The sequence below is a fragment of the Flammeovirga sp. SubArs3 genome (assembly GCF_947387565.1).
Lineage (GTDB): Bacteria > Bacteroidota > Bacteroidia > Cytophagales > Flammeovirgaceae > Flammeovirga > Flammeovirga agarivorans.
This window is the reverse complement of record NZ_CANDOA010000005.1, coordinates 259,921-282,963: the sequence shown is the minus strand read 5'-3', so window position 1 is coordinate 282,963 and position 23,043 is coordinate 259,921. Positions and strand designations below refer to the sequence as shown.

14 protein-coding genes are annotated in these 23,043 nt (G+C 36.6%); 2 read left to right on the top strand and 12 right to left on the bottom strand.

The window, feature by feature from the left end; translation table 11 throughout:
• Positions 1-18 precede the first annotated feature (18 nt).
• The 9 genes from QL232_RS16045 to QL232_RS16005 all read right to left on the bottom strand — a co-directional run bounded on the left by QL232_RS16045 (position 19) and on the right by QL232_RS16005 (position 13,896).
• A complete protein-coding gene (locus tag QL232_RS16045) occupies positions 19-1,692 on the bottom strand; it encodes a sulfatase (protein WP_281614870.1) in 1,674 nt (557 codons plus the stop codon).
• 40 nt (positions 1,693-1,732) lie between these two features.
• Positions 1,733-2,383 carry a bifunctional 4-hydroxy-2-oxoglutarate aldolase/2-dehydro-3-deoxy-phosphogluconate aldolase gene (locus tag QL232_RS16040; RefSeq protein ID WP_281614869.1) on the bottom strand — a complete coding sequence of 217 codons (651 nt, stop codon included), beginning with the start codon at positions 2,381-2,383 and terminating at the stop codon, positions 1,733-1,735.
• Positions 2,376-3,359 carry a 2-dehydro-3-deoxygalactonokinase gene (locus tag QL232_RS16035; RefSeq protein WP_281614868.1) on the bottom strand — a complete coding sequence of 328 codons (984 nt, stop codon included), beginning with the start codon at positions 3,357-3,359 and terminating at the stop codon, positions 2,376-2,378. The genes QL232_RS16040 and QL232_RS16035 overlap by 8 nt, the downstream gene beginning before the upstream one ends.
• A 4-nt stretch (positions 3,360-3,363) precedes the next feature.
• Positions 3,364-4,827 (bottom strand): aldehyde dehydrogenase family protein, encoded by a 1,464-nt coding sequence (locus QL232_RS16030; protein ID WP_281614867.1) that lies wholly within the window; start codon positions 4,825-4,827, stop codon positions 3,364-3,366.
• Positions 4,784-5,944, bottom strand: coding sequence for a mandelate racemase/muconate lactonizing enzyme family protein (locus QL232_RS16025; RefSeq protein WP_168884135.1), 1,161 nt, complete (start codon positions 5,942-5,944; stop codon positions 4,784-4,786). The genes QL232_RS16030 and QL232_RS16025 overlap by 44 nt, the downstream gene beginning before the upstream one ends.
• 11 nt (positions 5,945-5,955) lie before the next feature.
• On the bottom strand, positions 5,956-7,008 hold the full coding sequence (locus QL232_RS16020) for an L-rhamnose/proton symporter RhaT (protein ID WP_281614866.1): 1,053 nt from the start codon (positions 7,006-7,008) through the stop codon (positions 5,956-5,958).
• Between the two features lie 30 nt (positions 7,009-7,038).
• Positions 7,039-8,460 carry a sulfatase gene (locus tag QL232_RS16015; protein WP_281614865.1) on the bottom strand — a complete coding sequence of 474 codons (1,422 nt, stop codon included), beginning with the start codon at positions 8,458-8,460 and terminating at the stop codon, positions 7,039-7,041.
• A gap of 24 nt (positions 8,461-8,484) precedes the next feature.
• Positions 8,485-11,742 (bottom strand): glycoside hydrolase family 2 TIM barrel-domain containing protein, encoded by a 3,258-nt coding sequence (locus QL232_RS16010; protein WP_281614864.1) that lies wholly within the window; start codon positions 11,740-11,742, stop codon positions 8,485-8,487.
• Between the two features lie 126 nt (positions 11,743-11,868).
• Complete coding sequence (locus tag QL232_RS16005; RefSeq protein ID WP_281614863.1) at positions 11,869-13,896, bottom strand: beta-L-arabinofuranosidase domain-containing protein; 2,028 nt, start codon at positions 13,894-13,896, stop codon at positions 11,869-11,871.
• 658 nt (positions 13,897-14,554) lie between these two features.
• Here QL232_RS16005 and QL232_RS16000 point away from each other — a divergent pair.
• Positions 14,555-16,210 (top strand): sulfatase, encoded by a 1,656-nt coding sequence (locus QL232_RS16000; protein WP_281614862.1) that lies wholly within the window; start codon positions 14,555-14,557, stop codon positions 16,208-16,210.
• A 109-nt stretch (positions 16,211-16,319) separates the two neighbouring features.
• A complete protein-coding gene (locus QL232_RS15995) occupies positions 16,320-18,275 on the top strand; it encodes an FAD-dependent oxidoreductase (protein WP_281614861.1) in 1,956 nt (651 codons plus the stop codon).
• A 173-nt stretch (positions 18,276-18,448) separates the two neighbouring features.
• Here the strand turns inward: QL232_RS15995 and QL232_RS15990 are convergent, their stop codons facing one another.
• The 3 genes from QL232_RS15990 to QL232_RS15980 are packed head-to-tail and all read right to left on the bottom strand — an operon-like array spanning position 18,449 to position 23,040.
• Positions 18,449-19,060, bottom strand: a complete 612-nt coding sequence (locus tag QL232_RS15990) for a hypothetical protein (RefSeq protein WP_281614860.1) — start codon at positions 19,058-19,060, stop codon at positions 18,449-18,451.
• A 58-nt stretch (positions 19,061-19,118) separates the two neighbouring features.
• The gene (locus tag QL232_RS15985; protein ID WP_281614859.1) at positions 19,119-21,197 is read right to left on the bottom strand and encodes a hypothetical protein; all 2,079 of its coding nucleotides are present in this window, start codon (positions 21,195-21,197) and stop codon (positions 19,119-19,121) included.
• A 13-nt stretch (positions 21,198-21,210) separates the two neighbouring features.
• Positions 21,211-23,040: a RagB/SusD family nutrient uptake outer membrane protein gene (locus QL232_RS15980; RefSeq protein ID WP_281614858.1), complete on the bottom strand. Its 1,830-nt coding sequence runs from the start codon at positions 23,038-23,040 to the stop codon at positions 21,211-21,213.
• Between the last annotated feature and the right edge of the window lie 3 nt (positions 23,041-23,043).

Genomic DNA, 23,043 nt, shown 5'->3' with positions numbered 1-23,043 from the left:
TAAGTCACACATGCTCTATTATATTAATGAATTATCCGCTTTTATCGGTGCAAGGTTTCCCTTCCACCCTTTATTAAATTGTTGAATAAGTTCTTTTACCAATTCTGGATTTTGATCCGCTACATTTACAGTCTCTTTAGGATCTTTTTGGTGATCATAAAGTTCTATAAACAACGGTGCTTTATCTTTATTTTTGCGGTCTTTCCATAATACCAATTTGTAACGTTGAGTTTTCATAGCGTAGCCCATCAAGTCATTTTCAAATAACTTACGGTTCCACTTGTCTTTCATTACTTCTTTGATATTGGCTTCCACATCTTGGATCAGTGGACCAAAATACGTTTCTCTCATTCCTTTGGAAAGAGGATTGGCCGCCCATTCTCTAAGTGCAGGGGTTGGGAAAGATGAAAATACTGCTGATTTCCAATCTAAGTCTGGATTATCTAACAAAGGAGCAAATGACTGTCCCTCTAAATGTTTTGGTTTTTCTAAACCAGCTAGATCACATAAAGTAGGATACATATCTACCAACTCTACAAGAGCATCTGATTTTACACCTCTACTTTTCTCTGATTGATCGGGAGTCCAAACGATAAGTGGTACTCTCGTTGCAATATCATAATTGGTGGCCTTACACCATACTCCCATTTCTCCTAAATGAAAACCATGATCTGACCAAAGCATTACGATAGTGTTTTCGAGTAAATCCTCTTCCTCCAAAGCCGCAAGAAGTTTCCCTACTTGTGCATCGATATAACTAGCAGTGGCCAAATAACCATGTTTTAGATCCAGTGCTAATGAATCAGGAATTTTTCCATATTTAGGAATATTGGAACGAACTCTTAACTCAAAAGAAGCATGTAACCCCATAGGTGCTCCATTTACAGGTCCTTTGTATTGATTGGCCAACTTAATGTCGTCTCTATCATACATGTCCCAATATTTTTTTGGGGCTAAGAAATCCAGATGTGCCGCAATATAGCCGACACCCAAAAACAAAGGTTTGTCAGATTTTGAGGCCTTGTGTTCTTTCATAATATGGATAGCCATATCAGTATTTACACCATCGATGTAGGCATTATCTGGTACATCAACACATTCGAATGCTGGCCCCATTCCTAAGCCGTGTTGGTTACCATACTTGGCCACCATTTTCGCTTTATTTTCTTTGAAAGTTCTGATATTATCAGGGTCGACAAACTTCTCTACTAAAGCATTTACTTTATAAGGTAATGCTTTGTAATCTGGTTGCATTGACCAAGACTTTTCCATATCAGAGAATTTACCATGGTATACTTTTCCACAGTTCACCGTCTCATATCCATTTTCTTTAAAATGTTGAGGTAGTGTTATTATATCAGGATTTTCATCTCTGAAATAAGTATAATTCTCAATTACATTGATGGATTCAGGACGAGCACCAGTCATTAAACTTGCTCTTGAAGGACTACAAATGGCTTGCTGACAATACGCCTGATTAAATTGTAAGCCTCTTTTAGCGAGCTTATCAATATTGGGTGTAATCGCTACATCTGAACCATAAGTACCCATTTCTGGTCTTAAATCATCAAATGAGATAAATAAGATATTTGGCTTTTTGATATCTGTTTTGTTATCTACTTTCTTTAGGCTACATGAATAGATTGAGAGAGAAAATAAAACAATACAGCATTTTAAAATAACCTGCTTCATAGTATTAATTTTTTAGGCATTCTTTGTTGACATCACACATTTATGCCAACTGAAAAGCCGCTTCGTAAGCCGTTTTGATTTCTTTTAGATGAAGAGCCAATGCTTCCTCTTGTCCTTCGTTCATCAACTTTTTAGGAAATAATGAACTTCCCATTCCAACACCTTCAACTCCAACTTTAAAGAAATTGGTAATATTATCTTTTGTTACCCCTCCCGTTGGAAGCAACTTTATCTGATCCAATGGTGCCATCACATCTTTGATATATTGAATACCAAATTGAGAACATGGAAAGACTTTTACTGCAGTGGCTCCCGCTTCCCAAGCTCTATAAATCTCTGATGGAGTTAATGCACCCGGAAAAACTGGGATTTTTTGTTTCTTACATTTCTTGATAATCGCCTCATCAATAATCGGAGTAACAATAAATTGAGCACCACTTTTTAAGGCATTATCCAAATCTTCTAACGAACAGACTGTTCCTGCTCCAACATTTAAATCTGGGTAGCTTTGTGAAAGATAGCTGATGAGCGAAGTGGCTTCATCAGTATTCATAGTTATTTCTATGGTAGAAAAACCCGCCTTAATATAGACCGGAATAATTCTATCCAATGTCTCTTTATCGATACCTCTTAGGATACCTACCACTGGAGCTTGTTGAAACTTTTCTTGAGAAAATGAAGTGCTATACATAGGTATTTAATACTTTTCGTTGACCAATTAATAATGCCTTTTCTAAAACATCTTCTTCTAGGTAGTTGATATCTCGGTTCATCACTTCAGCTAAAGCAATACGATACAGTTCACCTAATACCCCATTAGCAGCTACACTAATGTGTTGCGTTGAGTTTTTCAGATAGGTCAGTTCTTCACCGATCATCAAACCACTTAAGAAATAATAGTTTTCGATCTTTACCGTCTCAGGTTTGATGTTTTTATTCCTCATAAAATAATTGTTATGCATCAAGTCCTTGGCTCTAATCGAGAACAATGAACTGGATAGATTCCCCTCCATTCCTTTCTTTACTCCTTCTACAAAAGCAGGTTTATATTCTTCAGAAAAAGGGGCCTTTATCATCGAAATATTCAGAATACTCTCCTTAGCAATTAGATCGAATAGCTCACCTGTCATAAAGGTTTGCAAGCCATGGTAAATACCATTTTTATATTGTATATGCTTACTATGTGTACCCGGCAGAAGTAATACTCCTTCTTTTGTTATTGGAAGAAAATCTGCTAAACCTACTGCCTGTACTTCTTCACCTCTCATTACATCTGTATTGGTTTTTACGCCTGATACTAATAATAAAGAAAGGTCTTTTTTTAAGGTCAGTAACTTGCTAAATAAATTGCTCCCATAAGCGTCAATGGGCATTTGAGCATAGCCTAGTTCCTGTAATCCTATGGATGAAGAAGCCATTCCAGAAGCCACTACCACTTTACTGTTTCCTGCCTCATCAATTTCATTCAATTGATCTGTCAGGTAATCAGAAAAGTACTTGTACTGACTTGTATTTGCGTTCGATTCGTATTCTTGATATAAGGCTTTTACACCTTTGCTTGTCTTGTGTTCTTTGACCACATCAAGCGTATTCGTATCAATTAATCGGAGTCTAAAATTAGATGTTCCCCAATCACAACTGATAAACTGCTTTGGTAAACTTATCATAACTTTATATCTTTTTCGAAATACGTTTTAATATTAGATAATCGTCCAGTGCATATTCTGAACAATCCATACTAATACCACTATTTTTTACTCCTAAGTGAGGTAAATTGATATCATACTTCACCCCATTTTGTTGTACCTCTCCAAATTCTAGGTTGATAGCAAACTCTTCTAACAGCTCTTCGTTTTCAGTAAAAATATACGATGCCAAACCTGCTGTAGAATCATTAGCCAATTCCATTACCTCTTCTTTTGTATCGAATTTCATGATCACACATACAGGACCAAACACTTCATGTTGAAGGATCTCTGCATTTCTGTCTTTTAATTCAATTACAGTAGGAGCATAATAACAACCTTCTTTATCCAATGTCTTGCCTCCAGTAAGAATCTCACCACCGTCTCTGACACAGTTCTCTACAAATTGTTGCACCGATTTTAACTGTGCTTTATTTGCTACAGGTCCCATGTCCACTTCTTCCTCTACATAATATCCTACTTTCGTTTGAAGTGCTCTTTTTACCAACTGATCCTTAAAATCCTCATAAACATCACTCTGAATAAAGAAACGGTTAGGTGCTACACAAACTTGCCCTGCATTACCTCCAAACTTTATGGCTTGTGTGATATCTAATGCATCTTGCATATTTCCATCTTTAAAAAGAATAAATGGTGCATTTCCACCACATTCCATAGAATATCTTTTTATCGATGTTTTTACCGATTGTTCAATTAGCTTCTGAGCTGTAAAAGTAGAACCAATCATGGTGATCAGTTGTGGAATCGTACTTTCACATAACGGAATGCCCACATTTTTACGGTTACCATGCAATACTGTGATTACTCCTTTAGGGAAGTTGATCTCATGAGCTAATTCAGCAATGATTGAAGCTGAAATAGACGATGATTCAGACGCCTTGATAATGATCGAACATCCCGCTGCTAACGCTGGTCCTAACTTGAAACCAAGATTCAATAATGGAAAATTCCAAGCTAAGAAAGCCGTGACTACTCCCAATGGTTGGTAAATCATACGGTGAGTATGTGTACCTTGTCTATCTTCAATTTCGAAGTTTTGTTTTTCCTGTATAGCCTTTGCATAAAACGCTAATGCATCGGTGATACTTGTAATATCTTCTTCAGAAGCCGCCCATGTTTTTCCCATTTCATGGCAAACAGCGGTTCTTAATCTATCTGCATTGTCTAATAGTTGCTGACGTAATTTTATCATCCAAGCTACTCTTTCCTCAACGGGAAGTTTAGACCATACTTTAAAACCTGCTTGAGCAGACTCTAAGGCATATTCTGTATCTTCTAAAGTCGCTTGTGATAAAGTGGCAACTGCTTGATTATTTATAGGAGAAATAGCATCAGCTACCTCGCCAGTCTTCCCTTCGATCAGTTCACCATTAATGTAAAGTCTTTTATGACCAAACTTCAGCTGTTTCTTTTCTATAGTTGATTGCATATTTCTCTAAATAATTTTGGTTTACATCAATACCTAGGCCCGGTAACTGAGGGACCTTAATTTCACCATTTTCGACTTTAATTTGATGTGTTACTACATCGTCTCGTAATGGATTTTCTGTACGATCCAATTCAATCATTGGCGCGTTTCTAAACATTCTACCTGGGTTCTGATCCAGATTAGATACAAAGTGAATGGCTGCACTAATGGCAATCCATGTACCCCAAGAATGTGGTACTATATCCTTATGATGTGCAGCTGCTAATGTTGCTATACGCTTGGCTTCTGTTAGGCCACCTGTAGCACAAATATCTGGCTGGGCAATGTCGACAGAATCATTTTCAAAAAGGCGCTGAAAACCAAACTTCAAATATTCACATTCCCCACCTGCAATAGGTATGTTGGTATTCTCTCTCAGTTTTGCATATCCTTTAAAATCTTCAGGATGTACTGGTTCTTCAAACCATCCGATATTCAGATGTTCAATACGTTTGCAAAGCTCCAATGCTTCTCTGTAATTGTAAGCATGGTTAGAATCAATCATCAGTTTTACATCCTCACCTAGGGCTTCTTTTAATAAATTGACGTAGTAAACATCTTTTTCTATCCCTAAGCCTACTTTCATCTTTGCAGCCTTAAAACCTTGTTCTCTATAGTACTTGGCTTCTGCTCTTAAATCCTCATCTAATGTTGGAGAATCTGTGAAATAGAAACCTGTAGCATAAGGGTGAATGACTTCATTTTTTACCCCTCCTAACAATACAGAAACGGGCTGATTTAAAACTTTACCTTTACAATCCCATAGGGCTACATCAATTGCACTAATGGCAGCATTGAAAATACCGCTACGTCCAAAATCTAAAGTTCTTAAATACATCATCTGCCAGATCTTTTCATTTTCTAGCACATTTTGTCCGATGACAAATGGTTTTAAGAAATTGATTCCTGTCTCAATCATATCAGCAGGGCCATATCCTTCTCCCCAACCATAAGTACCATCTTCAAGAATGATTTTTACAAGACAGATTTTTCTCGATTTATAATCCCATTGAGAAAAGTAAAAGGGTTGTTCCAAATCTTGTGACAACACATAAGGAACTATATTTTTAATCTTCATAATAGTCGTTTTTATATGTTTGAGTACCCTAATAAACAAGTAGCAGCAATCAAGACTACCAAGCCACCTAACAATATTTTGAAAGGTCCAGAAGCACCTTTCCACTCTCCTGAACGGTATCCCCAAACGTTACTTACAATCAGTGATATACCTAACATCATTGGCCAACCGACAACTGCACCAAGTTCTCCCATAAGAGCAGCACCTTGTCCGTATACCCCTAATGCTGCAAACCAGAAAATACCTGCTAAAGCAGACCATAAATAAGCTTTATTACTTCCTTCTACCTTGAAATCAGTCCATGAATTGTTTTGTGCCATTTTGAATAAAGCATAGCCTGCATTCATAATGTATGCACCAAAAAGAACTACCACCCATGCTACTAAACTTGCATCTGTTGGATTGGTATTGTATTTTATTACTGCTAAATCAACAATAGGTGAAGCATTAGAAAAACCAACATTTAATAAAGCTGACAGTACACCACATGCTACAGCAATAGCTACTCCTGTCTTGATCGACTTCTTAGCTGTCGCCTCTGTTTTTGATGGTGCAACCAGTACGTCTCCATCTTCCTCAAATTCTTCCTCGATGTCTGTTGAAGTATCTTGATCTCTTTTCACACCTGCTACAGCAGTAATTGCTACTCCAATTAACAATAAACCTACACCACCTAATACTATATTGGCATTTTCAGGCAATGTTTCCATCTGAGCTAAAGGGATTAACGAACCCACAGATGCTGCCAATCCCATTACAATACCATAGGTAATACTGACGCCTGTGTATTCAACACTCACACCAAATAAAATACCTCCAATACCCCAAAGGAAACCAAAGAGCATAGCCATAAAAATCACAGAAGAATCCGCTTCCATGATAATTCCAAATGTATCTGGTACAGCTATAATAGACCATATCACAGGGAATAGAACCATTGCAATCGTTGCATGAACTATCCACCAATTTTCCCATTTTAATGGGGCGATATGTTTCATTCCTAATCCAAAAGTGCCTTGAAAAAAGCTGGCACATAAAATCAATAATATTGCTAGTATATCCATTTCATCTATAATTTTGAGAACGTTTGTTTTCTATTTTAAATAATCCTTTGTTGGAGGCTTTCTAAACTGATCGAAACGATTGGCAGACCATTGTTCTTCTGCTGTTCTAAGCATAAACATGGGTCTTCTCAATTCCATTTCCCATGCAAAAAGCTCTTTGAACATTTTTTGTACTTTTTCGGGATGCTTTGCTGCTAAATCATTTTGTTCCCCCGGATCTTTTTTGAGATTAAACAACATGGCAGGGCGATCAGGAAAACGCATTAATTTCCAATCACCATTTCTAACCACACCTCTTGTTTCCCATTTCCAGAAAAGGTTTTCATGGGGATTGTTTTTGTTTTGATTCTTTAGGAAAGGAATTAAATCCACTCCGTCTGTTTTTTCGATATCAGAGACATCTCCACCTGCTGCTACATAGAATGTAGGCATCAGATCAAAAGTCATTACTGGTTGGTCGTATCGTGATTTTTCTTTGATATGATTTGGCCAAACAATAAAGCCAGGCACTCGAATTCCGCCTTCTAACTGCGTACCTTTTACTCCTGCGAAAGGATAGTTACAAGACATATTCTTATCAGATGGTCCACCGTTATCATTGGCAAAGACAATAATTGTATTCTCTTCTAAACCTAACTCGACCAGCTTGTCGTAGATCTGACCACAAGCTCTATCCAAAGACAATGTCATTTGAGCATTCTTTCTTCTAACTCCTTCTAATTCTGGAAATGCATCTTTGTCCTGTGGATCAATTTGTAAGGGAAGGTGAACCGCGTTGAAAGATACCATTGCGAAAAATGGTTGAGACTTGTGGCGTTCTATGAAGTTGCAAGTTTCATCTGCGAGAACGTTGGTTAAATAGCCTTTATGCTCTTGGAAATTTTCAAAACCTCTTTCCAACCATCTACCTTTCCCAACACCTTTTGCATGTGGGTTTTCTTTTTGTTTATCTGAATATGGAAAAAAGCTTCTTGCTCCTCCTCTGAAGCCTACAAACTCATCAAATCCATTTTTTGTAGGATGAAATTTATCTGCTTCACCTAAATGCCATTTACCAAAAATTGCTGTAGTATAACCTTTTTCCTGTAGGTATTCCCCAATCATTTTTTCTTCTGTAGGCACTCCCATTTCATCACCGAGAAACTTACTATTATCGTCCATAATCCCGGGAACATTGTTCTCGATAAATCCAAATCTCTGTTGGTACCTACCGGTAAGTAAACCCGCTCTTGATGGGCCACAGACAGAAGCAGTGACATACATCTGGTCGAAGATCATTCCCTTCTTAGCCAGCTTATCCAGGTTTGGAGTTTGGTAGCTCTCACTACCTTGAAACCCAAAATCAGAATAGCCCGCATCGTCTGCAAACAAGAGCACTATGTTCGGTTGTTTTTGCTGAGCAAAACAGAAAAAACTAGTTAAAATAAACGCTATAGATAATTTAATTTTCATCTCTATTTACTTCAGTTGAAAAAACTATTGGCTAATTCTATGGTGTTTACTTACACCTCCAAACATAAACTCTAAAGTATATTTACCTGACGGATGTTGCTGATATGGAAGGGGTTTCGCTTGCATTCCACCTACACCGGCCTGAAACAAATCTATGTTCAAAGTGTAAAAGTTTTGTTTCTTTAGGTCAAAAGGATGTTTTGCATTGTCAATATTTTCAGTGGTATAAGGCCATATTGAAAAATTAAAGTCTCCTGTAAATTCTAGGCCTTTCTTCGAATTTTTGGAAGTTAATTTCACCCATCTCACATCGGTATGGTTACCATTTTCTTGAGGCATTACATAGTTGTAAAAAAGGCTGTCTGTAGGTTGTTCATAGCGGCCTACTTTTACTGCTCTTTTTCTATCTGCATAACTTTCCCAAGGACCATTTCCATAATAGCTAGATTGAGTTAATTTTTCAGAAACCGCCATCGTCATTCCAAATTTTGGTAATTCAGGCAGTGACTTATCAGCATCTAAGTTCAATGCTACGCCCACTGTTCCATCACTGTAAATTGTATATAGTGTTGTTACATTAATTTTATCTCCATAATGTTGAGCGACCTTCAACTTATACTGTTCTTCAGATGTTTTCGTTACCTCCACTTTATCAGTAATAAGTTTTTCAGAAGCTTCCTTCCAAACTTTCATTTTATATTGGAATTTTCTGAATCTTCTATCATTATCTGTAAGTGGCCTCCAGAAGTTTGGCTTCATGGGTGAAGCCATTAGCTCCTCTCCATCTTTTACATAAGAAACCAAAGCACCCGTTGTTTTATCAAATCGAATGGCAAAACCTTTACCTTCAAAAAGGAATTGCTCCGAACTTTTATCTAGTTGAATCGATGACTTAGAAGAAGAAACGTATTCTTTTTTATTTACTGATTGAATTTGTAGATGTTCATAGGCTACTTCATATCCTTTCTTACACCACAAACGATCTTGTTTTTCGTTCAATGTTAATCTCAACCAATATTCTTTATTGGGTTTTAATTGATTTTCCCTAACGGGCACCTCTAGCTGAAGTGATTGTTTGGGAGCCAAATCAATATTCCCAAATGTTCCTGATTTAACCGTTATTCCTTCTTCCTGTAATTCCCAATTTAAATTGTACTGATTTAAGTTAGTAAAGTCGAAACGGTTGATAATATGAACAGCAGTTTCTTTCCCTTTTACCTTTTCAAAAACTACCGGCTGGAATACATATTTCACCTCCCATGCATGTGGATTAGGCTTTTTATCTGGAGAGAAAACACCATTGATACAGAAATTAGTATCATTTGGCAAATCACCAAAGTCACCACCGTAAGCATAAAATTGCTCTCCCTTCTCATTTGTTTTTACTAAGCCTTGATCCACCATATCCCAGATAAAACCACCTATAAGGTTTTTATGAGATCTGATCGCATCCCAATAGTCTCCAATTGTACCTAACGAATTACCCATTCCATGTACATATTCACATAAAATCATCGGTCTATTGATATAAGGAGAAGTCGCTAAATTTTCAATTTGATCTATTCTCGCATACATTCTACTGATCACATCCACATATGATGGGTCCCTTGGATTTGCCATAAATGGAGCTCTATTAATCGCTTTGATAGCCTTTTTATCTTCTTGGTAATTTGGATGCGTTGGATCTCCTTGGGCGCCTTCATAATGTATAAACCTTGTAGGATCATAGTCTTTCACCCATGCTGAGGCAGCTGCAAACGCTGGACCTGTTCCTGCTTCATTACCCAATGACCAAGAGATTACGCAAGGATGATTTTTATCTCTCTCCACCATACGAATCACTCTACTTATAATTGCTGCAGGCCAACGTGGGTTTTGAGGAATATATGAACCTAGTGCATGTGCTTCTACATTGGCTTCATCCATTACATAAATTCCATACTCATTACAAAGCTGATAGAAATACGGATCGTTAGGATAGTGTGATGTTCTTATCGCATTAAAATTGAACTGTTTCACCAGCTCTACATCTTTCTTGATATCTTCTCTTGTTAATGCCTTGCCTCTAGTGGGGTGATGATCATGACGGTTTACACCCATAATTTTTACTTCCTCACCGTTAATCAACAACTCATTGTTTTTCCCGAATTCGATCTGTCTAAACCCTATCTTTTGTGTTCTAGCCTCTACTATCTCACCATTTGGGTTGGTTACTTCAAAGACCAATTGGTAAAGATTGGGGTGCTCAGCCGACCATTTTTTGGGTAAACGGATCTTTGTTTCCATCATCCCAAACTTATTGACGTCCCTTTGTGGCCATCTTTCATTATAAATTTCATCGACAGATAACGATAACTCATCTTCTAATACTGGATTTTTATTTTCATCATATAGCTGTGCAGAAATCGTCCATTTTTTTAACTCTGTATCTGTAGATTTCACCCAAACTCTTGGGCGGATAGAAAGAGTTGCATCTTGCAATTGAGCATCAAACTTTGTTCGTACATGAAAGTCATTAAGTGAAACCTTAGGTTGTGCCAATAACATCACTTCTCTATGAATACCTGACAAACGCCACATATCTTGATCTTCCAAATAACTACCGTCTGACCATCTAAATACTTGTACAGCAAGCTTATTTTTTCCTGATTGTAAGTACTCTGTAATATCAAACTCTGCAGCCAAACGGCTACCCTGACTATATCCTACTTTTTTACCGTTTACCCATACATAAAAAGCTGAAGATACCCCTCCAAAATGAAGTACTACAGACTGCTCTTTCCAATCTTCTGGAACCGTAAACTCTTTAATATAACTACCTACCGGATTGTCTCTATAAATGTAAGGAGGCTTTGGTGGCTGTGGTCCCAAATATGTTGATTGCTTGATCGATTTTTTCGCCAATTCAACAATATTAGGTGTAAAAGGATAGACGATATTGGTATAAATAGGCTGACCATACCCTTCTAATTCCCAATTAGATGGCACTTTAATGTCTGCCCAGTCTTTAGCTTTATAGTTAGTTTTAAAAAAGTCTAAGGGTCTATCTTCTTCTTTTTCGACAAAGTTAAATTTCCATTGTCCATTTAAAAATAGCACTCTACTTTTTGATCGATCATCTTCCAATGCCAACGATGTTGATGCATAAGAATAAGTAGGTACTCTAGAGGATAGTTTGTTTTCTTCAAACATCATTTCGTTTTCCCAGTCATTGGTCTGAGCCCATACCAACTGTGATAACAGAAGAAGAAAACTTATTGGAAAATAGTGAAGTTTTTTCATTGTTCATTACTCATTTCAATCAAAAAATAATTGTCATTGTGAAGCCAAAGGGTATAAAAAAACTGTCACTAAATGATCAATATAAAATTACATTGAAACCAGTGACAGCTTTTTAGATGTCCACTTCTATAAGTCGCTCCACACAACCGGCATAAATACCGTCATTTCAGCGTCACCTCTATTACTCCATGAATAGTAAGGGACTAATTTCGTTTTATACTGTTTAAATTCTGGCTTGTCTACAGTATTATACATCTTACTTTCTGATTGATTTGTTCTAATCAATAATGTTGTTTCTACAGTAGTAATGCCTCCTAATAAATCTTTATTATAAGATGCTACCAATGGTGCATTTCCTTGGATATATACATCTAATATTTGAGCATCTTCAGGAAGGTCAGGTGTTTCCATACAATACACTACTGGACCTCTCTTCACTGCTACTTGGTTTCTTGCTTCTTCAATTCTAGGGTGACCTTCTACCAATTTCGTCTCCATTGGCATATCAATACAGATGATATCACCTTTTCTCCATTTTCTATTGATCGTCGTAAACTTACCATTCTCCACCTTAGTTTTCACAGCTTCTCCGTTCACTTTAACTGTTGTACCTACTGCCCATTCAGGAATACGTAACATCATATCAAAAGCATCTTTCTTACATTTTTCAACTGTAATATTTACAGAGCCTTCCCAAGGGTAATTTGTTACTTGATTCAGGATTAGTGTAGACCCATCTTCTAATTTTGTATCTAAACGGTTTCCTCCGTAAAGGTTTACTGCAATACCATTTTTTGATAAGCTATATGCCCAAGCAGAAGATTTAGCAATCGTTCTCACTAAGTTTGGAGGACAACAGAAACACTCTAAATATGGTAATCTATGTGGAGTTTCTGTATTATGAAGTTTATAATCTCTTGAACCGTTGACCATTCTTAATGGATTCGAGTAGAAGTAATTTTTCCCTTCAATAGAAATACCTGATAGGGCCGAATTATATAACACTAATTCCATTACATCAGCGTATTTTGATTCTCCATGTAAGCCTAACATTCTATAAGAGAACATGGAATTACAAACGTTCGCACAAGTTTCATTGTAGGCCGTCATGTTGGGCATCATGTACTCACCGATAAACCCTTCCTCAATTTTATCTCTATGTGATGAAGCTCCGTAGTGTGCCTGCCCAACAGCTCCTGTTACATACATTTTTTGTTCTGTAACATTCTCCCAAAGACGATCCAAAGCATCTACTAACGCTTGTTCTCCTGTTTCTGCTGCAACATCTGCTGCACCTGCATAATAGTATAAAGCTAATACAGCATGTCCTACTGCTTCTGAAGATTCTCTTAAAGGAGTTCTCTCCTGTACCATATCACCAATAGGATAACCTACTGTAGTTGGATGATCTTCTACTTTGTATTTCCCTCTATTGTTGATAAAGATTTCAGCTAAATCTAAATAACGTTTATCCTTCGTTGTTCTGTAAAGCTCAACCAATCCCATGATTTGAGTTTGGTTAAAACCAAAGCGGCCATACTGTTTTGTACTTGGACTAAAAATAGTATAAAGCAGATCAGCATGTTTAATCGCAATATCTAAGAACTTTCTTTCACCAGTAATTCTGTAATGAATACATGCAGATGTTAATAAGTGACCTGAGTTATACATCTCATGGTACTTACGGTTTTCATATCGATCAACATTATCTGTTAACTGAATAAAAGTCTGTAGATACCCATCTTCCTCTTGAGCCTTACTGATGATATCAATATACCCGTCAATCTCTTCTTTGATTTTTTCATCTCCATTTTGAGCATATACATACATGGCTGCTTCCATCCATTTATAGAAATCACCATCATGCCAGCGCATTCCTTTATGCTCTCCTTCTTTCATGCCTGCAGCAATCTTGAAGTTATTTAAAGCATGTCCAACATCACCTGTTAATACCTCTCCCATATATGGAACCATAGAGTGTTCTGCCACATCAAACTTATCTGCCCAGAAACCTTCTGTCCATTTACAGTCTCCAATATTAATACTCTTTAAAGCAACATTTGGAGAATCCTCCTGTCCTAATATACCTTTCTCTTGAGCTACTGCCCAATGTGACATCACTGCTGCACATGCCACTGCTAATAATTTCTTCATTTCAATTATACTTTTAAATGATGCCTAGAATTCGCTTTACTTCTTGAAATACCGATGTAGTCATGTAAAAAATAATCTGTCGTTGAATATTTCTTATGAAGCATAATCAAGACATCGAGTAAATGGAATTAATCTTTGTTCGCTATCAACAGTTACAAATCTATTAGGTCTTTAAACAGAGTGAGTTGTTTTGAATTAATTAAATGTTTCAATTTGTACACAAAGCAACATTTTCAAAAAATCGGTATCTATAGCAACATAGCGAAGACGTAAAAAACTGCCTTTAATACATAGGAATGGAACTATTACAAGGAGAATAGATTTACCGAGATAGCTATGTTGTTTTCCGTAAATACTTATAACAACATGATTTCAGTCTAATTCCATTTGAAATAAGATAAATTTTAGTGCAAAATGTTAGGGCTCATTTTTAATTAAAATGTCTTATTTTGATTAGAAAATTGAGGTATTAACGTAAAACAACATCTCATTGATAGACAAAAAAACATAGACCAACACATCTCATTATCTTTATAGCACAAATAAACTTTTGTAATGTTCGCTTATTCAACAACACAACGCTATGGGCTAATCTCTTAAAATAAGAGTACGTCAATAGCACTTCTAAATGAAATGAAAATTTTATTACTAGTATAACATGAGAAAAAGTTTCCAATTTTTACTATTACTTATCATTTTTTCGGCATGCTCTTCCATCAGTAAGAAAAATGAAGTAGAAAGAAAACCAAATGTGTTGTTTATCTCTATAGATGATCTAAGACCAGAACTTGGCTGTTATGATTCTTCTATAGCTATTACCCCTCACTTAGACGAACTATCGAGTCAGGGTTTACAGTTTAATAATGCTTATTGTCAACAAGCTATTTGTAGTCCTTCAAGAGCAAGTTTAATGACAGGCGCAAGACCTGAAACAATTAATGTGATTGAAAACTACACTTACTTTAGAGATGAAAATCCTGATATTATCACTTTACCTCAACACTTTAGAGCCAATGGTTATGAAACCATGAACTGTGGTAAGGTATATCATGGTAAGTACAAGGATCAAGAGAAGTCTTGGTCAAAACAACCAAATAAGAAACTGTTAGGTTACAAGTTTGGTAAAAACTTGATAGGTGGATATGTCTTAAAAGAAAATCAAGAAACTTTTAAGAAGAATAAAGCTGCCATGATCGAAAAATATGGTAAAGAAGCAAAATATGGTTTGGGTATGGGACCTGCTTTTGAATGTGCAGATGTACCGGATAATACATATATCGATGGGATGAACGCAGACCTAGCTATTGCAAATATTAAAGCAATGGTTACTGAAAACCCAGATAAACCGTTCTTCATGGGTTTAGGGTTTATATCCCCTCACTTAAACTTTATTGCACCAAAAAAATACTGGGATCTATATGACAGAGAAGAGATACAATTAAGTACTCAAAGTTCAGCTCCTGAAAACGGAGCAGCAATGGGGTTACATGCTTCTTTTGAATTAAGAACTAGAGCAAATATTCCAAACAAAGGAAAAATTGATGGTCGCTTGGCTACTGATCTTATCCATTCGTATTTAGCAACTTCTAGTTATGTTGATGCCCAAATCGGAAAAGTAATTCATGCTTTGAAGAAAGAAGGACTTCTGGAAAACACGATCATTATGGTATGGTCTGACCATGGATATCATTTAGGTGAGATGGGTATCTGGGGTAAGGCAACGAACTATGAAATTGCGACTAGAGTTCCTTTGATCGTATGGACACCTGATCAGGCCAAACAAAGCAGAGGTGTACAATCTAATGCTTTAGTAGAATTGGTTGATATGTTCCCTACTCTTTGTGATTTAGCAGGTATTGAGAAACCTTCGCATCTTGAAGGACAATCTTTTGCTCCTCTGTTAGAAGCGCCTAATCAAACATGGAAATCTGCAGTATTTAGCCAGTACCCTACTCCGGCATTAAGAGAATGGGCTGCAAACCCGTTATCAAAAGGTATGAGAGAAACATATTTCGGTCCTCTGATTGAAGAAGTAGAAGACAATATCAGAGAACAAATGAAGGAGAAATGGGATCGAGAATTATTCGAAAATGACATCATGGGATATGCAATGAGAAACAAGGACTTTAGATTGGTGGTATGGAAAAATAGAAAAGCACCTAATGAAGATCCGTTGTTTATCGAATTATATGATCATAAAAATGATCCTCATGAAACTAAAAATATTGCTTCAACATCTCCAGAATTAGTGGCCAAACTCATGGCACAAATGGAATTGGGTTGGAAAGGAAATCAAGCTGTTTTAACACAATAACTAACAATAAAATATTCCAAGTAGTAATAATTTTTTTTCGAAATCACAGGTGTTCTTCATCTGTGATTTTTTCCATCAACTAATCTTAAACTCTAATTAAGTAACTGAAATGAAAAGAAGAAATTTCTTAAAATCTGGGGTGAAGGGATCTATCGCCTCTGGATTATTATTATCCTCAAATTCTATCAGTGCCAAGGATAAAAAATCAAAGGATAATATTATTAATGATGGTTCCAGAGACAATTGGAAACAACTTAGCGATGGTAAGCAAGGCAAGCCTGAACGTTTTAAAGAAGTTAACTACAGTGTAGTCGTTGTGGGAGGAGGACTCGCAGGAATATGTGCTGCAGTCGCTTCTGCTAGAGAAGGCGTTGAAACCTTACTTGTTCAAGATCGATCTGTATTAGGAGGTAATGCCTCTAGTGAAATTCGAGTCTTGGTCAATGGTGTGAATCACTTAAAACCAGATTGGATACCAGAAAGAGAAACAGGAATTATTGAAGAAATTTTACTTCATAATAGATTTAATAATCCTCAAGAATCTTTTTCTGTATGGGATCATGTATTGTATGATTTTGTGGTCAGAGAACCCCACCTCGAACTATTACTTAATACCCAAGCAGTCAATGTTGAAATGACGGGTAGTAGTATCAAAAAAGCCATTTGTTGGCAAAATAGTACAGAAACAGAATATCATATTTCTGCTCAACAGTTTATCGATTGTTCAGGAGATGGGTTACTAGCAGCAAGTGCTGGTGCAGAATATAGAACAGGACGAGAAGCTGGAAGTGAGTTCAATGAGAAGTATGCTCCAGAAGAAGCTGATGGGTGGCAAATGGGTGCAAGTTTATTGATAGCAGGGAAAGACATGGGAAAACCAACAGCCTATACTCCTCCTTCTTTCGCCATCCCATTTGACCTGAAAAAATCTAACCCTCGCAGAAAAGTACGTTCTTTTAATGAGGGCTATTGGTGGGTAGAAGTAGGATCTAAGCATGATATTATCGCCGAACAAGATGAAATACATCACAAACTGATGGGGTATGTACATGGTGTTTGGGACTATATAAAAAACTCAGGGGATTTTGAAGGAACTGAAAATTATGCTTTAGAATGGATCGGCTCTGTTCCAGGAAGAAGAGAATCCCGAAGATTTATGGGAGATCATATTTTATCTGAAAGAGACCTTGTTGATCATCAACATTTTGATGATGCTGTAGCCTATGGAGGATGGTCGCTGGACGAGCACAACCCAGGTGGTATTGAAAACTTGGATGAGCCTCCTAGCTATTTCCATTATCATTTTAAGAAGGTTTACCAGATCCCTTTTAGAAGTTTATATTCAAGAAATATTGATAATCTTCTATTTAGTGGACGTAATATTAGTCAGACTCATATTGCATTGTCTTCGACTAGAGTAATGGCAACTTGTGCTTTAATGGGACAAGCTACGGGAACAGCCGCTGCCATGTGTGTTCAGCATAAGAAAAACCCTAGAGGTATTTATCAGAAACATATGGTTGAGCTTCAGGAAAAGCTAATGTTGAATGATGCCTTTATTCCAGATCATCCTGCTATGGATAAAGATGATTTGGCCAAAGAAGTAATACAATGGTCGGCTTCCTCAACACAATCCGGCGACGTTAATCTATTAAATGATGGATGGTCAAGAGATTTTAAAGGAGTTCTACATCATTGGTCTACTGATCAGCTTCCTGCTTCTGTACAAATGGAATGGGAAAAGCCTGTGGCATTATCTTCTATTGTTCTAAAGTGTGACACTAATGTACAGATGAATATTATGATGAGGAATAATTACAATAACAGAAAGATCTTTACAGATACTGTCCCACCTGAACTTCTTAAAGACTTAAATCTTGAAGCAAGAATTAACGGTAAATGGGTTACTATAGGCACTATTACCGACAATAAGACAAGACGTATAAAGTTTAATTTTGATACAATTAAAACTACATCTCTCCGAGTAAATATCAATGAAACATATGGTAGTTCTATAGCCAAACTCTTTGAAGTTAGAGCTTACGAAAAGTCAGTAATCAGTTAGTCACCTATTGTCTAATTTCACTAAAAAGGTTGTTAAGGGATGAAATTCAAATTATGGATTCATTCTTTAACAACCTTTTCATTTCAATACTATTTTATTTGCAATACAAAAAAGGGATTCGATATAATATACCGAATCCCTCAAAGAATTAATTATAATTATGGTCTTTTATGTTAGTTCAGAACTTCCTCAACTGTTCCTGCTACACTCTCATTGAAAGTAAATTCAACTGGAGTTTCATTAGCTACAGTATCTGGAGTGCCGTATTCTATACCAACAATATTTCCTTCAGCATCTTCTAGGTACCTTTCAAATGGATATACAATCACTGTGTCTGCAGAGGCCACTACATCCATCGTACCTAAATTTTGATTTCCGTCTTCCGTTTCTGTCACTGCTAATTGAATGTTGTAAGTCATTAAATCTACATTCTGCATAACAATACTATCCATATCTTCATTAACCTGATAGATAGGGTCTTCAAAGTCTGCAATTGAATATGAAACTGTTGACTGGTCACCTACTGCATCACCTCCTACAGTATATGAAAACTCATTGAATTCATGTTTTACTGGTGAAGTGATATTTACATAACGAATCTTGAATGATTTCTCCGTATAAATATTAATATATTCTGTTTGCAGTGCTGGTGAAAAAGCCGTTTGACTACTTATTTGAATGACTTCAGTAGGTGCAATTTCGCTACCTTTTTCAGGTTCAATATCCTGGCAACCCCAAAATGCAGCAACAGCAAAAAATGCAATTAATTTATTATAAACTTTCATGATCTTTCTAAGTTTTGAGTGAAACAAAAGGGGGCAGAAGATACCCCCTTCTTGTTTTCTATGGTCTAGCTTCGATAGCTACACAACTAAAGTTATCTAAGTAGAATTCTAACGCTCCCGTTGAAGGAACCGGGTTAATTACTTGTAATACTAATTGTCTACGGTTTGCCTGTAGATCAAAGCTTACAATTTGTTTGATGGTTACCCACTGACCTTTTTCTACTGACGATAGATCTGGAGTATACGAACTCTTATCATTATCAGGTAGAGAAGTATCTTGGAAACCTGTAATTAAACCGCTTGTAAAATCTACACCTTCTGGGATATAGATGTCGAAAGTTAACATATAATCACCTGGAGCATTCTTCATACCATTGTCCCATGTTTTACCCGCATGGATATTATGGATAGAGAATAACGTTGACGCTTGCAATGTACGGTCATCACTTACGTATGACATACTTGCATCTCCGTCTGATGCTAGGTCTGTAGTTCTTGCCCATTTCTTCTTGTCCGTATCTGAACCTCCATCTTGGTACCAACCTTCAGCATGTGCATTACCAAGGTTAGTTAATCCCAATTCTACACTAATCATATCTGGGTTTTCGAACTCATTTGTTGCCGTATTATAAATCACAACACTTTCTTCATCGAAACCTTCCAAGACATTACCTGTAGCAGAAGTAATTCCTCCATTACCTGAGTAAGCAATTGTAATTTCATCAGAATTGTAAGTGGTCTCACCTACTGTTAACTGAATCATTCTATCGTTGCTTGGATCAATCGCTACATTAGAGATTGTTGATGAAGCATCATAACCATTAGGGTTTGTGATATGTACAGTGAAGTGACTTGCTGCATCTGCTCCAATGTTTGCTACTGATGTTGATGTTTCAAACGAAATTACTTTCGCAGCATCTTGCACTAGCGATGAAGTTTTTAATAAAGCTTCGTTGACCTGAATCATTACAGGGATCTTTACTTCTTCCTCAGCATCTGGAATACCTGTTACACCTGTACGAGTAACTTTAAAAGTTCCTGCCTCAAAAGGTGTAGAAACATTTGGGTACTGAGCATAAGATGTTTCATCAGTATAAGTTTCTTGATCCGCATTATTTAGCGTCCAAACTCTTCCATTTCCTAAACCTTTTTCTGTATTATCTACAAAAGTAAGTGTCTCATTTAACTTGATAGTTACTGAAGTCCACTCATCTGTATTTTCAGGAATTTCATCACCCTCGTTGAAAGCAAACACCAAAGTTTCTCCATGATAGATTTCATATTGCGGTACTAAAACTGGTGCTGAAATGTCTAACTTTAAAGGTATAATTTTCTGTACCGTTTGAGATAAAGCTTGAGAAGCACCTTGTCTGATCGATTTCAAAGAGCCTGCTCTACCTTGACCTGTTTTCAACGGAATGATATCAAATACTCTGCTTTTGTTAACCGTATCTAAGTAGCTTAATGTCCACTCTGTATCTGTTGGTTTACCTACTGTCGTCGTATCTACAAATGTAAGTGTATCTTCACCTGCAATCAATGGAACTGTAGCCCACTCTGAGTCATCTGCACCATCGATTAAGTCTTCTGCTGATACAAATAATACGGTATCTGTATGGTTTTTCAAGACATAAAATGATGGTTGTACATGATCGTATACTTCAATATTAAATGTAGTATCAATCACCCAAATACCCGGTTGAGAAGCCAAAGGCTGAGCCTCTAACTGTCTTTCTAAACCATTGTGAGTCACTTGTCTATCATAAGTGTTATATAATCTCACTTTATGAACACCTGCTTCTGGGAACAATACATGCACTGTTGCATCTTCAGATTTCAATCCTTTACTTTCATCAATAAATGGAGTAAAATCCAATTCAGTTTTACTAAAATCACCTGTTAAATAATTTGATGATTCTTCAATTGTCCATTCGTGAAATAATACTCCTTGAGATGCATCCATAAATGAGATATAATCATCAATGGAAATCTCTAATGTATCTTTATGTTCTTCACTAATCGCCCAAGAGATCGCTCTTACTTTAGCCTCATCAGGCATTTCGTCTTTTTCCTGGCATGAGGTAAAACCCAAGATGCTCAAGAAAATTAATGAGAATATTTTATATGTATTTTTCATGATTATCTTCGTTTTAGCCTTTTACACCTGGATTCGTCGACAACTCAGAAGTTGGTATCGGATAGAAATCATGCAATGATGGAATGTAGTTCATCAAGGCTGACTCACCATCTACAATCTTGTAGTTTGGACGAGCTGTAAATTCCTTTTCCGGAGTAGGATGCGTATCTCCACCAGGGATAATACTAGAATTCCAAAGCGTCTTCTGAGAATAAGTTCTTGCATCTTTGAAGTGAACTACCCAATAATTCTGGCTAGAAATTCTTTGGAAATTTTCTTTGATAATACCCCATCTTCTCAAATCAATCCATCTGATCTGATGACCTTCTACAGAAAGCTCAAGTGGTTTTTCTACATACATAATGTGATCCATTAAATTCGTCGCATTGTATGTTAACCCATCAAAAGTTTTACTTCCATCTGTTGATGAACCTAATAATACTAAGCCCCAACGAGATCTCACTTCATTAATTAAATTGATTGCTTGGTTCAGTTGTCCCATTTGAATTTTACACTCAGCAAGGTTTAAATAAGCTTCAGACAATCTATTGATTACTACATTTTTAGCAGAACGTTGGTTACCCATTGGTAAACTTCTTTCGCTGTCTAAAATATCATAGTTACTGAACTGTTTGTAGTAGCCAAATTCTGGAGATCTTGCTCCACCTGCTCTAAATGGGTCCGCTTCAGATACTGAACCAATTTGGTAATAAGGAGTTAAATCATCTTCTGCCAAGGCCATCATAGCTGATGCTCTCATTGAAATATTTCTGGCAAATGAAGATCCTTCTACTTCTACTGTATTTCTAGCATCTGATGGATCTACCTGCTCTGTTTTATAAGCATATGCCACCCAACCTACAGGAATTGATTGTCTGTTACCACCATAACTTTGAGGTGAGAATACCGCAGCCCATCTGTTCTGACCATTTACCTCATCCCAGTTATTTAAATCTGGACGAACATCATTAGAATATGCAATTTCTAGAATCGATTCAGAATTGAAAGCTCCTGCAGTAGTGAAAATTTTACTCATATCCGTTTCAAGAGCATAACCATATTCTGAATTATAAATTACATCATTATAATAGTAAGCTGCTGAATCATAATTCGCTCCGTCTACAAAATCGAAAAGGTAAGAATTTGCTAAAATCATCGCTGCAGATCCTTTCGTCACTCTCGCACTACCACTTACATCTGTAATTGCTGTGTTATTGTAGTTGGCAGGAAGGTGTTCATAAGCATATCTTAAATCTTCTCTCACAAAATTCAGTACTGAATCTGCTGGAGAAACTGCTTTATACATATTGTTAGCATCTACCCAAGAATCTCTAATAATTACTTCACCATTATTGAATGCTTGGTGTGCATAGAAGTGGAATAAACCTCTGAAGAAACGAGCTTGAGCCATTTGTAAACCCCAAAGCTCTTCTTCTTTGTACTCTTCCATCGATTCAAATTGTAAACCATGGATCACTTGGTTGGCTTTAAAAATACCATTGTATAATGCCGCCCACTTCTTATTGATTTCATCACTTGTTTCAGTGTATGTATGTTGATAGTAAGCCAACAACCTACTTGTAGGAGTGGGTCTATCCATACCAGGGTAACCTAAATCTGAACGACAAGCTTCTTCTCCAAAATTCCACATGTAGTGATTCATCATCGAAGCATATACAGCAGTTAACCCCGCTTCAGAATCATCTAAGTTTTGGTAGAAATCTTTAATCGTTGTTTCGTTCGGGTTGATTTCTGTCAAATAATCTTTAGTACAAGATGTTAGGGCAGAAATACCAACCAATATTATTATACATCTAAAGATGTTTTTTGATACTAAATTCATATT

Coding starts and splice junctions, on each gene's coding strand:
- QL232_RS16045 (WP_281614870.1), bottom strand. CDS start 1,692: ATGAAGCAGGTTATTTTAAAATGCTGTATTGTTTTATTTTCTCTCTCA.
- QL232_RS16040 (WP_281614869.1), bottom strand. CDS start 2,383: ATGTATAGCACTTCATTTTCTCAAGAAAAGTTTCAACAAGCTCCAGTG.
- QL232_RS16035 (WP_281614868.1), bottom strand. CDS start 3,359: ATGATAAGTTTACCAAAGCAGTTTATCAGTTGTGATTGGGGAACATCT.
- QL232_RS16030 (WP_281614867.1), bottom strand. CDS start 4,827: ATGCAATCAACTATAGAAAAGAAACAGCTGAAGTTTGGTCATAAAAGA.
- QL232_RS16025 (WP_168884135.1), bottom strand. CDS start 5,944: ATGAAGATTAAAAATATAGTTCCTTATGTGTTGTCACAAGATTTGGAA.
- QL232_RS16020 (WP_281614866.1), bottom strand. CDS start 7,008: ATGGATATACTAGCAATATTATTGATTTTATGTGCCAGCTTTTTTCAA.
- QL232_RS16015 (WP_281614865.1), bottom strand. CDS start 8,460: ATGAAAATTAAATTATCTATAGCGTTTATTTTAACTAGTTTTTTCTGT.
- QL232_RS16010 (WP_281614864.1), bottom strand. CDS start 11,742: ATGAAAAAACTTCACTATTTTCCAATAAGTTTTCTTCTTCTGTTATCA.
- QL232_RS16005 (WP_281614863.1), bottom strand. CDS start 13,896: ATGAAGAAATTATTAGCAGTGGCATGTGCAGCAGTGATGTCACATTGG.
- QL232_RS16000 (WP_281614862.1), top strand. CDS start 14,555: ATGAGAAAAAGTTTCCAATTTTTACTATTACTTATCATTTTTTCGGCA.
- QL232_RS15995 (WP_281614861.1), top strand. CDS start 16,320: ATGAAAAGAAGAAATTTCTTAAAATCTGGGGTGAAGGGATCTATCGCC.
- QL232_RS15990 (WP_281614860.1), bottom strand. CDS start 19,060: ATGAAAGTTTATAATAAATTAATTGCATTTTTTGCTGTTGCTGCATTT.
- QL232_RS15985 (WP_281614859.1), bottom strand. CDS start 21,197: ATGAAAAATACATATAAAATATTCTCATTAATTTTCTTGAGCATCTTG.
- QL232_RS15980 (WP_281614858.1), bottom strand. CDS start 23,040: ATGAATTTAGTATCAAAAAACATCTTTAGATGTATAATAATATTGGTT.